The 14,035-nt window shown below is 63.4% G+C and carries 15 protein-coding genes and 1 pseudogene; 6 read left to right on the top strand and 10 right to left on the bottom strand.

All coding sequences use genetic code 11. The features are described from left to right. Positions 1–221: 221 nt before the first annotated feature. The 4 genes from JHD73_RS13125 to JHD73_RS13110 all read right to left on the bottom strand — a co-directional run bounded on the left by JHD73_RS13125 (position 222) and on the right by JHD73_RS13110 (position 3,708). Positions 222–1,115, bottom strand: coding sequence for an ABC transporter permease (locus JHD73_RS13125; protein WP_199030710.1), 894 nt, complete (start codon positions 1,113–1,115; stop codon positions 222–224). Further along, a complete protein-coding gene (locus JHD73_RS13120; protein WP_199030709.1) occupies positions 1,105–1,890 on the bottom strand; it encodes an ABC transporter ATP-binding protein in 786 nt (261 codons plus the stop codon). Before JHD73_RS13120 ends, JHD73_RS13125 begins: the two co-directional genes overlap by 11 nt. Positions 1,891–1,943: 53 nt before the next feature. Further along, positions 1,944–2,666, bottom strand: a complete 723-nt coding sequence (locus tag JHD73_RS13115) for a GntR family transcriptional regulator (RefSeq protein WP_199030708.1) — start codon at positions 2,664–2,666, stop codon at positions 1,944–1,946. Positions 2,667–2,778: 112 nt separating this feature from the next. After that, positions 2,779–3,708 (bottom strand): MBL fold metallo-hydrolase, encoded by a 930-nt coding sequence (locus JHD73_RS13110; RefSeq protein WP_368735539.1) that lies wholly within the window; start codon positions 3,706–3,708, stop codon positions 2,779–2,781. Between the two features lie 76 nt (positions 3,709–3,784). On the opposite strand from JHD73_RS13110, the gene JHD73_RS13105 reads away from it, so the two are divergent. Further along, positions 3,785–4,684: a LysR family transcriptional regulator gene (locus JHD73_RS13105; protein WP_199030733.1), complete on the top strand. Its 900-nt coding sequence runs from the start codon at positions 3,785–3,787 to the stop codon at positions 4,682–4,684. A gap of 41 nt (positions 4,685–4,725) precedes the next feature. Here JHD73_RS13105 and JHD73_RS13100 read toward each other — a convergent pair whose 3' ends face one another. The 4 genes from JHD73_RS13100 to JHD73_RS13085 form a co-directional block, all read right to left on the bottom strand. Then, complete coding sequence (locus tag JHD73_RS13100; RefSeq protein ID WP_199030707.1) at positions 4,726–5,490, bottom strand: SDR family oxidoreductase; 765 nt, start codon at positions 5,488–5,490, stop codon at positions 4,726–4,728. 44 nt (positions 5,491–5,534) lie between these two features. Continuing rightward, complete coding sequence (locus JHD73_RS13095) at positions 5,535–6,566, bottom strand: phosphotransferase (RefSeq protein ID WP_199030706.1); 1,032 nt, start codon at positions 6,564–6,566, stop codon at positions 5,535–5,537. A 19-nt stretch (positions 6,567–6,585) separates the two neighbouring features. Then, positions 6,586–7,260 carry a histidine phosphatase family protein gene (locus tag JHD73_RS13090; protein WP_199030705.1) on the bottom strand — a complete coding sequence of 225 codons (675 nt, stop codon included), beginning with the start codon at positions 7,258–7,260 and terminating at the stop codon, positions 6,586–6,588. 122 nt (positions 7,261–7,382) lie between these two features. Then, complete coding sequence (locus tag JHD73_RS13085) at positions 7,383–8,585, bottom strand: pyridoxal phosphate-dependent aminotransferase (RefSeq protein WP_199030704.1); 1,203 nt, start codon at positions 8,583–8,585, stop codon at positions 7,383–7,385. Positions 8,586–8,673: 88 nt separating this feature from the next. On the opposite strand from JHD73_RS13085, the gene JHD73_RS13080 reads away from it, so the two are divergent. From JHD73_RS13080 to JHD73_RS13070, 3 genes are all read left to right on the top strand, one after another. Next, the gene (locus tag JHD73_RS13080) at positions 8,674–9,573 is read left to right on the top strand and encodes a LysR family transcriptional regulator (protein ID WP_199030703.1); all 900 of its coding nucleotides are present in this window, start codon (positions 8,674–8,676) and stop codon (positions 9,571–9,573) included. Between the two features lie 56 nt (positions 9,574–9,629). Next, a complete protein-coding gene (locus JHD73_RS13075; protein WP_199030702.1) occupies positions 9,630–10,514 on the top strand; it encodes a LysR family transcriptional regulator in 885 nt (294 codons plus the stop codon). 146 nt (positions 10,515–10,660) lie between these two features. Then, positions 10,661–11,614: an AEC family transporter gene (locus tag JHD73_RS13070; RefSeq protein ID WP_199030701.1), complete on the top strand. Its 954-nt coding sequence runs from the start codon at positions 10,661–10,663 to the stop codon at positions 11,612–11,614. Positions 11,615–11,665: 51 nt separating this feature from the next. Here the strand turns inward: JHD73_RS13070 and JHD73_RS13065 are convergent, their stop codons facing one another. After that, positions 11,666–12,709, bottom strand: a complete 1,044-nt coding sequence (locus tag JHD73_RS13065) for an alpha/beta fold hydrolase (RefSeq protein ID WP_199030700.1) — start codon at positions 12,707–12,709, stop codon at positions 11,666–11,668. A gap of 41 nt (positions 12,710–12,750) precedes the next feature. Next, a complete protein-coding gene (locus tag JHD73_RS13060; RefSeq protein ID WP_199030699.1) occupies positions 12,751–13,149 on the bottom strand; it encodes a cupin domain-containing protein in 399 nt (132 codons plus the stop codon). A gap of 332 nt (positions 13,150–13,481) precedes the next feature. Here JHD73_RS13060 and JHD73_RS13055 point away from each other — a divergent pair, with 332 nt between their 5' ends. Then, positions 13,482–13,706: a hypothetical protein gene (locus tag JHD73_RS13055; RefSeq protein WP_199030698.1), complete on the top strand. Its 225-nt coding sequence runs from the start codon at positions 13,482–13,484 to the stop codon at positions 13,704–13,706. Between the two features lie 44 nt (positions 13,707–13,750). Then, positions 13,751–14,035 (top strand): annotated as a pseudogene (locus JHD73_RS13050) (alpha/beta hydrolase); the annotation flags it as partial.

Below are 14,035 nucleotides of genomic sequence, written 5' to 3'. Positions count from 1 at the left end.
CCTTTCTTTGTCTTGCCAAAGAAAGGAAGCAAAGAAAGGCGCGCCCGAGATGGCGACCCATCCCTTGAATTTATGTCGCAGAGAGGGGAAGGGGAAAACTCGCTGCGCTCAGACAGTTCCCCTTCCTTTTTCCTCTCTGCAACAAAAATCCAAGGCGCCATCTAGGGCAGGGTACGGCCACACCGTTGGTGTGCTTGGGTTGGCGCCAGGGTTTGTCCGGCTTAGTTCTGCATGCCCCAGCGCTTTACGGTGCGGGCTTCCAGCGTGCGGAACACCAGGTTCTCCACCAGCAGGCCGATGATGATGACGGTCAGCAGGCCGGCAAACACTTCCGGAATCTGCAGCTGGTTCTTGTTCTCGTAGATGTACCAGCCGAGGCCGCCTTGGCCGGAACTGACGCCAAACACCAGTTCCGACGCAATCAACGTACGCCATGCGAATGCCCAGCCGATCTTCAGGCCAGTGAGGATGGAGGGGAACGCTGCCGGAATCAGGATCTTGGTCAGGTATCCCATGCCGGAGAGGCCGTAGTTGCGGCCCACCATGCGCAATGTGTTCGACACCGACAGAAAGCCCGCATGCGTGTTGAGCGACACGGCCCACACCACCGAGTGCACGATCACGAAGATCAGGCTGCCGTTGCCCAGGCCAAACCACACCAGCGCGATCGGCAGTAGGGCAATGGCCGGCAACGGATTGAACATGGCGGTGAGCGTTTCCAGGAAGTCCTGGCCGAGCCGGTTGCTGATGCCCAGCACCACCAGCGCGCACGACAGTGCGAGGCCTAGCGCGTAGCCGGCCAGCAACGTCTGCATGGAGGTGCCGATGCGCGCAAACAGCGTGCCGCTGGCAAGGCCAGCCCACAGCGCTTGCGCCGTGTCGGAGAACGTTGGCAGCAGCAGTGGGTTGTCGAGCCAGCGCGCACCGCCTTCCCACACCAGTGCCAGCACAATCAGGATCACCAGCTTGCGCAGCCATGCCTGTTCATACAAACGCTCCGCAATCGACAGCGGCTTTTCGACCACGCCGATGCGCTCGAACGCCACAGGCGTGCGGTACACCGGCTCGCGGTCACTCACGTTCGCGGTGGGCATGGAAAGGGTTTCAGTCTGCATGGGTTTCCTCCACCGCGCGGTCGAACAGCATGTTGTGGATTTCGGCTTCAAGCGCCTTGAAGCGCTCGGGGTCGTTGTCGCCGCGCGCGAGGCTCGGCAGTTCTGCACGAACCTGGCCTGGATGCGGCGAGAGGATCAGGATGCGGCTGCCACAGCGGATCGCTTCCGGAATCGAGTGCGTGACGAACAGCACAGTGAATCGCGTCTCGTCCCACAGTTGCAGCAGTTCGTCCTGCATCTTGCGGCGCGTGAGCGCATCGAGCGCGGCAAACGGCTCGTCCATCAGCAGCACGTCGGGCTCCATGGCCATGCCGCGGGCAATCGCCACACGTTGCTTCATCCCGCCCGAGAGCATGTGCGGATGGTGGTCCGCAAACTTGGTGAGGTTCACCTTGTTGATGTAGTGCAGCGCACGTTGTTCCGCCTCGCGCGCGCCAAGCTTGCCTGTGGAGAGCAGCGGGAACAGCACGTTCTCCTTCACCGTTTTCCACGGCAGGAGCTGGTCAAACTCCTGGAACACCATCATGCGATCGGGCCCGGGCTTGGTCACGGGCTGGCCCTTCAGGCGGATCTCGCCCTCGGTGGGCGTGAGGTAACCGCCAATGGCCTTGAGCAACGTCGATTTGCCGCAGCCCGACGGGCCCAGCAGGATGTAGCGCTCGCCGGGGTAGACCTGAAAGTCGACGCGGTAAGTTGCCGTGACCAGATGCTGGCGCGTCTTGTACTGCAGCGTCACGCCGCGTACGTCCAGCAGTGGCGGAGGGTTCGCCTGCATGGGTGTTGTCTCCTGTTTTTGCCTTGTAGGTATGGGGTGTGGCGTTTGCGGCGCTATCGAATATCGACGTGATACCGGAAGTGCGCCGCCGCACCGCGCGAGCGCCGCCACTCCAGTGGCGTGCGGTCGTAGCCGCGTGCCACACGTTCGATCACCATGACCGGATCACCGGCCTGGATGCGCAACAGGCGCGCATAGGTGGCGTTGACGGCCTCGGCGGTGAGTGTTTCTTCGGCGCTCGCGATGATCTGGCCGCAGTGCGATTCGTACAGCGGGTAGAGCAGATCGCCAAAGGCACCCAGTTCCAGCGTGGCGAGGTCCGCAAAGCGGTCGTGTGGCAGCCAGATTTCTTCGGCCAGCAGCGGTGCGCCGTCCAGCAGGCGCAGGCGCGTCAGGCGGATGACCGGCGCGCCGGTTTCGATCTGCAGACCCGCGGCGGGCGCAGAGGGCGCGTCGAGCACGTCGCGTTTGAGGATGCGGCTCTCGGGGATGCGTCGCTCGCCGGTTTCGCTCTGGAAGCGAAAGAAGCGGAAGAGGGAGCTGGCAAAGCTGGCCCGCCGCACGAAGGTGCCGCGCCCCTGGAAGCGCTCCAGCAGCCCCTCGGCCACCAAGACATCCACCGCCTTGCGCACGGTGCCGACGGCCACGTTGTAGGTCTTCGCAAGTTCGGCTTCGGTGGGGATGGCGTCACCCGGGCGCCAGTGCTGTTGAGCGATCTGCGCGGCCAGGTCGTCACGCAATTGCTGGTAGCGGGGCAGGCGGAGGTCGGCGGGCATGGGGAACCGTGTTGGTCAACTATTCATCTATATGACCACACATTGTAGGGGCGTGACTCTGATGCCGCAGTTCAGGAAAACCCGCGCCTTGGCCCGCTGTCTGTCGACAGCCTTAGCTTGGTCGGTAGACGCCTTGCGCGTCCACTTGCACCCGGCCGTCGGCCAGCAGCTCGCTCAAGTGCTGTGAGATGGTGCGGGTTTCGGCACTCACTGCCCATAGGCTCTCGTAGCCGGGGGGATACAGCAGCCGCTGCGCGACCAACTGTTCGAGCGTTTTGGGCGACGCCTTCAACAATGTCAGCAGGCGCTGCTCGCGCACATCGAGCTTGGCCGTGTAGGCCGCGAGATCACGCAGGAAGTGCGCGCGATCGGTATAGACCCCCCGGTGATGGGACGTGACCCATACCTTGGCCGGAATCTCCGGCAGCCGTGCAAGGCTGCGGCGGAAGTCATGCAGGCTGGAGCAGGCATCGCCGTAATAGGGCCCGAAGCCGGTCAAGTCGATGTCCCCGATGAAGGCCACGCCCTCCGGCTCGACCAGCAGCACGGTGTGGCCGGCGGTGTGACCCGGCATGTGGAAGGCGCGAATCGTTGTCTGGCCGACATCCCATGAGGCGCCGTCCACGTAGCCCAGTGCATCGGGGCGGGGGACGTAGAAAAAATCCCGCTGGATGTTCGCCAGCATGGCCGGGGCATGTGCCTCGTCCAGACCGTAATGGGCAACCATGCCGTCCCAACTGTGCACGGCGGTCAGATCAGCTTCGTTCACATACACGCTGGCATGAGGCAGGCGATGCAGGCCCGCCATGTGGTCTTCGTGCGCGTGGCCCATCACGACCAGTTCGGTCGCGTCGAACTCGGACCCGATGTGATTCGAGACGATGGGCGTGTCGAATGCAGCGCGCGTATCGGAGCCGCGGATCAGCACCTGATTGCCGTCAGGATACTTTCCGCTCTTCTCGCCAAAGAAGACAGACACGCGGCCAAAGTCGACGCGCTGGACGGGTGCATGGGGAATGGATTTGCCAGCAGGGGTGCTCACGTTGATCGTTCCTTCAATGGGCGATGGGTGCCATGTGTTCGATAGCGCTTATGATCCCTGCCGAGGAGGCATGGCGATGCGCATTTCGAAGGTTGACCTGAATCTGTTCGTTGTATTTGAAGCGATCTACCACCACCGCAACCTGACGCGGGCGGCGGAAACGCTGTGCATTACACAACCTGCCGTCAGCAACGCGCTGGCACGCATGCGCAAGACCTTCAATGACCCGCTGTTCGTCAGCACCCCCGCCGGCATGGTACCGACACCGATGTCGGAAAACATCATCGGCCGCGTGCGCGAAGCACTGCAGTTGCTCGATGCCAGCGCGCATGAAGGCGATGTGTTTGACCCGGCTGCGTCGGAACGCGTCTTTCCCGTCAGCATGAGCGACCTGACTGAAGCCCTGGTGCTGCCCGCGCTCGGTGAACGGCTCCAGCAACAGGCGCCCGGCATGCACATCCGTAGTTACTACACCGACCGCGCCGAGGTGCCGATTGCGCTTGCAAACGGCTCCATCGCCCTGGCGATTGATGCTCCGCTCATTGCAGACCCGCAGCTATGCCAGACGGCGCTTGGGCGGGACCGCTATGCCTGCATGATCCGCCACGACCATCCGTTCAAAGGCAGCGTGCTGTCGATGGAGGACTATCTGGCGATGGGGCACATCCACGTGTCGAGCCGTCGCAAGGGCAGCGGGTATGTGGATGCGGAGCTCACGCGGCTCGGGCTGCGCAGGAACATCCGGATGCGCGTTCAGCACTACATGGTTGCGCCGTTGATCGCCATACGGACCGATCTGGTGCTGACTGCACCACTCAGGCTGCTGCAGCGCTATCCCGTGCGCATTCTTGAGCTGCCGTTCGAGATTCCCGATCTTGAATGGCACTGCTACTGGCACCGCAGTGTCGACCGGGACCCCGGCAACCAGTGGCTGCGTGAACAACTGATGACCCTGATACGCGACGCAGCCGACTGATTGGATTGGATGGATTGGCGCCGGCGTGAGCTAGCAGGTCCTCAGACCGTCATGCCGCCGTCAACAACGATGCACTCGCCGTTGGTGTAGCTCGCGGCATCAGACACCAGATAGAGCACCGTGCCGGCCATCTCGCGCGGCTCGGCGTGGCGGCGCAGCGGGATCTGGCTGATCCAGCGGTCGTAGGTCGCCTTGTCTTCGAACAACGCACCGGCAAACTTTGTTTTGGTCAGGCCCGGCAGCAAGGCGTTGACGCGGATGCCGAATGGCCCGCATTCCATGGCGAACGCGCGCGTCATGTGGGCGACCGCTGCCTTGGTAATGGAGTAGATGCCTTGCTTGTCGCCCGGGTGCAGAGCGTTGACCGATGCAGTATTGACGATCGCACCGCCGCCTTGCGCCTTCATCATCTTGCCGGCTTCGACCGACATGAAGAAGTAGCCGCGGACGTTCACTTCCACCGTCTTCTCGTACGCGCCAAGATCGGTGTCGAGGATGTGCCCGAAATGCGGATTGGCGGCCGCGTTGTTGATGAGGATGTCGAGCCGGCCGTGCGTGCGGCGGATGTACTCGAACGTGGCCGTGATGTCTTCCATGCGGCCGACATGGCAGGCGAGCGCTTCGGCCTTGCCGCCGGCTGCGCGAATGCTCTCTGCAACGGCTTCGCAATTGGCCAGCTTGCGGCTGGACACGATCACGTGCGCGCCCTGCTCGGCGAGCAGTTTGGCGATTTCCTCACCAATGCCGCGGCTTGCGCCGGTTACCAGGGCGATTTTGCCGGTCAGGTCGAACAGGTTGGTGCTCATGCTGTGTTCCTCCAATGGTTGGAATCGGGTTGACCGCGGTGGTGTCAGTGTTGGGTGTCGATCAGGCGTACAGCTGCTTCGGCCAGTGGGCCGGTCATGTCGCCGGCCTTGCTGGCCTGCGTGCTGGAGGCGTTGCCGTTGAGCGCGCGCCGCTTCACACCCTGTGCAATGGACGCGAGACGGAAGAAGCTGAACGCCAGATAGAAGTGCCAGTTCTCGATGGGCGGCAGGCCGCGCAACTCGCAATAGCGCGCGACCATCTCTGCCTCTTGCGGAATCCCGAGAGCTTCGCGGTCCTGGCCGGCCAACCCCGGAATGTGCGAGCCCGACGGCAGCCGCAGGCACATGCAGAAGTACGCGAGGTCTGCCAGCGGATTGCCTAGTGTCGACAGCTCCCAGTCGAGCACCGCCTTCACGCGCGTGCTGTTGGGCTCGAACATCATGTTGTCGAGGCGGAAGTCGCCGTGCACGAGGGCCGGCTTGCCGTCATCCGCCGGGCAGGCCGAGGGCAGCCACTCGATGAGCCGCTCCATCGCGTCAATCCGTTCCGTCTCCGCCAGGCGGTACTGCTTGGTCCAGACGCCGATCTGGCGCTCGAAGTAGTTGCCGGGTTTGCCGTAGTCCGCCAGCCCAACGGCCTCGACGTTGATGTCGTGCAGCGCCGCCATCGTGTGCAGCATGGCATCGTAGGCAGCGGTCCGGTCTGTTTGCGAGAGTTCAGGCAGGGCGGGGTTCCAGAAGATGCGCCCGTCTTCGAAACTCATCACGTAGAACAGGCTGCCGATCACGGTGCGGTCTTCACACAGGTGATACGGGCGCGCCACCGGCACCGCCGTGCCAGACAGCGCGCTCAGGATGCGGAACTCGCGGTCGACTGCGTGAGCAGACTTCAGCAGCTCGCCCGGCGGCTGCCGGCGCAATACGTAGCGGGCTGTTGGCGTGCGCAGGAGAAAGGTCGGGTTCGACTGGCCGCCGGAAAATTTCTCGGCAGTGACGGGGCCCTCGAAGCCGGGAATATGGTCTTGCAGATACCGCGCCAGCGTGGCGATATCGAGTTGCTGCGGGTCGTTCGTCATGATGAAACGTGTGGAGCGCCTAGCCGTAGGTCTGAAATTCGTGCCGCTCAGAATGGTCCAAGTGCGGAATGCCGTTGAAGGTGGCGAGCTGGAACGCTTCGGCGTTGAAGAAGTACTGCGAGATGCTGCAGTTGCGCACCTGTAGATTCAGTGCGATGGCGCTGGCCGCCGGTGCCGCTAGCACCTGCTGTGCGGTCACTGCAATTGGCCCGCCTGAGCTGACCGCAAGCACCCGTTGTCCACCGCCACCTTGGATGGCGGCGCGTGCATCGGCCACGCGCTGCTGGAACGCGGCCCAGGTCTCCGGAACGGCCCCTCGGATCTTGTCTTCGGACCACAGTTGCAGCACTTGCTTGAGCGCGCGGTAGTGGTCGCGCATCGACCCGGAGGCCATGCGTGTCAGTTCGGGAAAGTCACCCCCGAGCGCAGCGAACAGCGCCTGGAAGTCGTATTCATTCAGGCCGGCGTGCTGTTCGTAGCTGAGGCCGGGGTGCCCCATGCCGCGCCGGATGCCGTCGACGGTCTGCTCGTGCCGGCGTAGCGTGCCGCAGATCACCCGGTCGAAGGTGATGTTGCGCTGTGCGAAGTATTCGCCAAGCCAGACGCTCTGTTGCACGCCGCGTTCGGAGAGCTGATCGTAATCGGCCGCGCCAAACGAGGCCTGTCCATGCCGTACGAGATAAAGCTCCGCCATCGTCTGCTCGCTAAGTTGGGGGACCCAGCTTAGCGATTTGGCGTCTATTTTTGAAATTTATTGTATTGATGACTGGTCATTCATCGTGTAAATGAAGGCGGCTCACTCAAGCCGCGGTCCATTCATTTCGCAAGCGTCCCCAGCGCTGTCGCTATCCGATCCGCTGCCAACGCAAGCTGCGCATCCGATGTCGCATACGACAGCCGCAGGAAGCCGGGCATGCCAAAGCCAGACCCCGGCACAACGGCCACGCCCTGTTCCAGCAAATAGGCCGCCAGCGCAACATCATCGTCAACGGCGCTGCCATTGGGCGTTCTGCGGCCGATAAAGGCGCGCACATCCGGAAACAGGTAGAAGGCACCCTCCGGCCTGGGTGTACGCAGCCCATCGATCGCTGCGAACCGCTGCAGGAGGAAATCCCGCCGCGCCTGGAAAATGCCGCAGCGACGCACGACCTCCTCCTGCGGGCCATCCAGTGCGGCCGCTGCTGCCGCTTGCGAGATGGACGACGTATGCGAGTTGATCTGCATCTGGATCTTGGTCATCGCTTCGATCAGGGCGCGCGGCCCGCACGCGTACCCCACGCGCCATCCCGTCATGGAATAGGCCTTGGATACGCCGTTCACTGTCAGGATGCGCGGTGCCAGATCCGGCGCAATGGCTGCCAGCGTGGCAGGGCGGCGCCCGTCGTACAGGATGTGCTCGTAGATGTCATCGACGAGAACGAAGAACCGCTGGTTGGCGCTGTTGCGCAGAATCTCGGCAAAGCGCAGCAACTGGTCGGCGGTGTAGGCCGTGCCGCTCGGGTTGCTGGGCGAATTCAGCACCAGCCATTTGGTGCGCAGCGTGATTGCGGCTTCCAGGGTTTCGGGCTGGAGCGCGTAGCCGGTTTCGGGCGATGTGAGCAGCGGCCGCAGCGTGCCGCCGTTCATGGAGACGATGTCCGCATACGAGGCCCAGTATGGCGCCGGAATCAGAACCTCATCCCCCCGGTTCAACGTAGCCAGGAATGCCTGGTAGATGACCTGCTTGCCGCCACAGCCCACGCTGATGTCCGCCGGGGTATAGATCAGGCCGTTATCGCGCAGCAGCTTGCGCACGATGGCTTCGCGCAGCTGCACGGTGCCATTGATCGGGGTGTAGCGGGTGTGCCCGTCGGCAATCGCGCGCATGGCGGCTTCGCCAATGTGCTCGGGTGTCGGAAAGTCGGGCTCTCCCAGCGTCATGTCGACAACGCTGCGGCCGGCTTGCACGGCCTGGCGCGTACGTTCGGCCATGACTTGAATGGGGGAAGGCCGAAGGGTGGAGACGGTGGTGGAGAACATGCGGCGTGCCTCTTGCGAGTGCTATCAATGTGAATGCCTGTCAATCTAGAATTCATGTTGTTCAAGCTCAATTGAGTTTTCATTCAACATGAAGAAGCCGCTGGCACCGCAGACCCCAACCCTCCGTCAACTGGAACTGCTGTTGTCACTGGCCGGTGCCGACGGCATGGCCAGCGCTGGTGCCCGGATCGGCATGACGCCGTCGGCAACAAGCCACGCATTGCGTGCATTGGAAACCGCGCTGGGCACCGCGCTGGTGGATCGCAATGCGCAGGCGGTTGAGCTGACGCACGCGGGGCAGCAGATTCTTCCGCATGTGCGGGATCTCTTTGCGGCGCTGAACCTGATCCAGGCCACAGCCGCTGCCAGTACTGGCCTGCAGAGTGGCATGCTGCGGATCGGCTCGTTTGGCGCCAGCTCATCGCTGCGGCTGCTGCCGCCGCTGCTGGAACGTTTTCAGGAGCGCCACCCCGGCATCGAGGTGTACGTCACGGAAAAGCCCGATGCGGAAATCGAACAGGAGCTGGTTGAACGCTGCATCGAGCTTGCTGTTGTCACGTTGCCCAAGCCGCAATTCGATACGCTGCCGCTGGCAGTGGACGAGCTTGTTGCCATCGTGCCGGCACAGCATCCGCTGGCGCAGGCCGATTCCGTCGATCTGCGCGCGCTGGCGCGGTATCCGCTGATCCTCACCCATGCCGGCTCGCAAGACTTGGTGGCGCGCATGTTTGCGCGGGCCAACGTTCAACCCAAAGTCACGCATGAGCTGTCGCAACTGCTGTCGATTCTGGAGTTCGTGGCGCGTGGGCAGGGCGTGTCGATCGTCGCGTCGTTGGCGCTGCCCGAGCAGCACGCGGGTGTGGTGGTGCGCAAGATCACGCCACGCACGTTACGCCGCGTCGGGCTGGCTTGCCTGAACCAGCGTCGGCTGTCGCCCGCGGCTGCCGCGCTGTGGCGGCAAGCGCAGGCCATCAAGCTACGCCGATAGCGTTTGCACGTGCGTGCGATGCGCTATCCTCATCCGATCAAATCTCGCTCCTGATCATGTCTTTACGCGCACTGAGAACGCTCGTCGCCATTGCCCGCCACCGGACGTTTGCCCGCGCGGGTGAAGCCATCGGGTTGACGCAATCGGCGGTCAGCCTGCAGGTCAAATCACTGGAGGAGGAGTTCAACGTGCGCCTGTTCGATCGCTCGCGCCGCGAGCCTTCGCTCACGGAAGCGGGGCGCATCGTGCTTGCGCAGGCCGAGCAGATCCTGGCCCTGTACGACCGGATTCCTGATGCGCTGAGCGACGAGAAATCGCTGGTCGGCCGGTTGCGTATCGGCGCCATCCAGACCGCGTTGTCCGGGCCGCTGCCCAATGCGCTGCTGACCTTGCGGCGTGATCACCCAGGGCTGCGCGTGCACGTGGCGGCCGGCATGTCGGCCGAGCTTGCACAGCGCGTGGCTGATGGCGAGCTGGATGCGGCGATCACCTCGCAGCCCGTGCGGCCGCATCCGGCCGAGTTGGTCTGGTCAACGCTCTATGAAGACCGCTTCTGGTTGCTGGCCCCACCGCAGTACGCAAAGCACGACGCGCGTGCGCTGCTGACCGAACTGCCATTCATCCGGTTTGACGCGCAGGCGTGGGCCGGCCGGATGATCGCTTCGGAGCTGCGCCGCCTGGGCGTGCGAGTGCGCGAAGAGATGGTGCTCGACAACAAGGACACCATCGTGCAGATGGTGGCGAGCGGCCTGGGCGCTGCCGTGGTGGCGCTGTCCGATGCCGTGCTGACGCAGCTGCCGCCCATCACACGCCTGCCGTTCGGCCAGCCGCAGACGCGCCGGGCCGTCGTTTTGCTTGAACATCAATCGCGTCCGGCAGAGCGCTTCACACAGGCATTGGCCGATGCGGTGGTCGAATCTGCCATGAGTATTTCTCGTTGATTGCACGATCAATCACAATGATTGCTGCTGTCACGGCGTGATAGCTTGGCGGTGTTCCTGTTCTGATCGAGCATCGCCATGTTGTCGCGCATCTCTTCCCACACGTCTTCCATATTGGTTGCGTACCTTTGCACGGGAGTCCGGCCATGACCGCCGCGATCCTGCTGGCCCTGGTGCCGGTTGCCCTCCTGGTTGCGCTCGGTTATGGGCTCAAGCACACCGGTTTCATTGCAGATGCGTTCTGGCCGCAGGCTGAGCGGCTCTGCTACTACGTCCTGCTGCCTGCGCTGTTCACGCATGGCCTGGCGAGTGCGCACTTGCAGGCGTTGCCGGTGTTGCCGCTGGCCGGCACGCTGATCGTGGCAACGGTGGTGGTGGCGGTGGCCCTGGTGCTGACCCGGCCCTGGATGGGTGTGGACGGCGCGGCCTTCACGTCCGTATTTCAAGGTGGCGTGCGTTTCAACAACTACGTGGGCGTGTCACTGGCTGCGGGGCTCTTCGGTGCCAAGGGCATTGCGTTGGCCGCTGTGTGCAACGCGGCCATCGTGCCGACCGTCAATCTGCTGTGCGTGCTGGTGTTTGCGCGTTTCGGTTCGGTGAGGCTGAGCGGCAAGGCGCTCGTGCGCCAGATCGTGACGAACCCGCTGGTGGTGGCGTGTGTGCTGGGCATCGGCATGCAGATCGCCGGCCTGCAGGTTCCAGGCTTGATCGAGCCTGCGGTGCGTTCGCTCGGTGCGGCGTCAATGCCGCTCGGTCTGCTATGCGTGGGGGCGGCGCTGAACTTCAGCGGTGTGCGCTCGTGGGTGCAACCGGTGGCCGTGTCGTCGCTCGTCAAGTTTCTGGCCATGCCGATGCTGACGCTGGCGGTGGGTCATGCCATTGGGTTGACCGATGTGGCGCTGATGGTCGCGCTGCTGTTCCAGGCGCTGCCGACGGCGTCGTCGTCCTACATCATGGCGCGCCAGCTCGGCGGCGATGCGCCACTCATGGCAGGGATTACCGCGGCGCAGACCGTACTGGCCGCCGCCGCCATGCCAGCCGTGATGACACTGCTGGTGGTGACACGCGGGTTGCCGCAGGGGTTGATATCCGCCTTGTGAGTGCGCAATCCGGTGATCGGCTTCCCGTGCATCACCGGATTGCTGTTTTCTTCAAAGCCGCACCACATCCAGCATCGCCTGCACAAATGCCTTGGGCGCTTCCTGCGGCAGGTTGTGCCCGATGCCACCGCCGATGTTCCGGTGCTGGTACTTGCCCGTGAACTTCTTTGCGTACGCAGCCGGCTCCGGGTGCGGTGCGCCGTTGGCATCGCCTTCCATGGTGATGGTGGGCACCGTAATGGCGGGTGCGGTGGCTAGGCGCTTTTCCAGTGTATCGAACTGCGATTCACCCTGGGCAAGCCCCAGGCGCCAGCGGTAGTTGTGGATGACGACGGCCACGTGGTCTGGGTTGTCGAACGCCTTGGCGCTGCGGTCGTAGGTGGCGTCGTCAAACTTCCACGTGGGCGAGGCGAGCTTCCAGATCAGGTGGTTGAAGTCTTTGCAGTTGGCGGCATAGCCTTGCGCGCCGCGCTCGGTCGTGAAGTAGAACTGATACCACCACGCAAACTCCGCCGCTGGTGGCAGCGGTTTGCGGTTGGCCTCCTGGCTGCCGATCAGGTAGCCGCTTACCGAAACCAGCGTCTTGCAACGTTCCGGCCACAGCGCCGCGATGATGTCTGCCGTGCGTGCCCCCCAGTCGTAGCCGCCAAAGTGGGCTTGCTCGATCTTGAGCGCATCCATGAACGCGATGATGTCGACCGCCAGCGCAGCCTGTTGCCCATTGCGCGGCGTCTCTGCCGAGCGGATGCGCGTGGTGCCATAGCCGCGCAGGTACGGCACGAGCACGCGATAGCCGGCGGCGGCCAGTGCCGGCGCCACCTCCGCATAGCTGTAAATGTCATACGGCCAGCCGTGCAACAGGATCACGGCGGGGCCGCTTCTCGGGCCCAGGTCTGCGTAGCCGATGTTGAGTACGCCCGCATCAATCTGATGCAGAGTGCCAAATGGATTGGCCTGACCAGCCGACAGCGCATTCGATGTGGATGGCACGGGCTGCGCATGCACAAGCTCGGCCAGCCCGAGATCGAGCACGCCGATGCTAGCGATGGTGGTGCCAAGAAGACGGCGGCGACGGAGGTTGACGGCGTTCGACATGGGTTCTCCCTTCAGGTGTTCGGGTGGTTGGATGAATGGGCTTACCGGACGAGCTGGACGAGCGGCTCGCCTTTCCTGACCACGTAAGTCGCCAGCTCCGATGCCTTGCCGCTGCCGACGTTTCTTGCCGAATGCGCGACACCGGCCGGAATGAACAACGACTCACCGGCTTGCAGCGTTACCGGCGGCTTGCCGTCGAGCCGGTACTCAAGCGAACCCATCAGCACGTGGGCGATCTCTTCGCCCGGATGTGCGTGGTTGGGGGCGAACGCCTTCTCATCAAAATCGACCCGCACCTGCAGGGTTTCATAGCCATTCGCGCTCAGGTTTTTGTGAACGAGGTCGGTGCGTTGCACGCCGTCTGACTGGGCCAACGCGCTGTGCGAAGCAAAGGTGCTTCCGAGCACGAGCAGGGCAGCGGCGATTCGAATCGGTTGCATGGGAACTCCTGAAATCAAGGATGGATGACGAGGGGGGAGGGCGAGGAGTGGTCCTGCCTCGTTCCCAGCATTAGGCGATCGCGGTGTATCCCGCATGTTTCACGGTTCTGCCGATTTGTATCGCTGTGTACCACCGGGCTTCGGTGACTGGGGTTTTGTATGCGCATGTATCCGGCCATGGCGGCGGTACACGATCAGACAAAACGGGCTGCTGCCTGCTACGTGCGGGATACGTCCGCACGCTTCAATGCATTCCGTGGCCTGACGTTGAACCGATACGAAGCAACACCGGGCCGCGTACTCCCCAACTCATCCTTCTGAGGAAAACGATCATGGCCCGCAATCTCGTCAAGTCTTTTGCTGTTGTTGCACTCGCCGTTGCTGCCGCTGGTGCACACGCTGCCACCGCGTTTGGCGGCGCACGCGACCCGTACACCGAAGGTGCGCGTTCCGTTCAGGAGGCACGCGACGCGTACACCGAAGGCGCTCGCTCGACCGACATCTACACAGACGGCGCTCGCACGGCCGATGCCTACTACGACGGCGCCCACGCTTGAACCACCCATCCACCACACACTCGCTCAACGACTCAGGAATCGACATGTTGAAACGCAACGCTGTCTCCCTCGCATTGCTTGCACTGGGTACGGCCACCAGCGCACCGCTCCTGGCGGCAGACGCCGACCAGCCTTCCGTGGTGATCGTGCACGGCGCGTTTGCCGATGGCTCGGACTGGGCCAAGGTCATTCCGCTGCTGCAGGTCAAGGGTGTGAAAGTCCAGGCTTTGCAGAACGGGCTGAACTCGCTGGCCGACGATGTGGCCACCACGCGCCGCGCCATCGGCAACCAGCCCGGCAAGGTCGTGCTGGTGGGGCATTCGTGGGGC

The organism is Ralstonia sp. ASV6 (assembly GCF_016429285.1).
GTDB lineage: Bacteria > Pseudomonadota > Gammaproteobacteria > Burkholderiales > Burkholderiaceae > Ralstonia > Ralstonia flaminis.
This window is presented reverse-complemented; position numbering and strand designations above follow the sequence as displayed.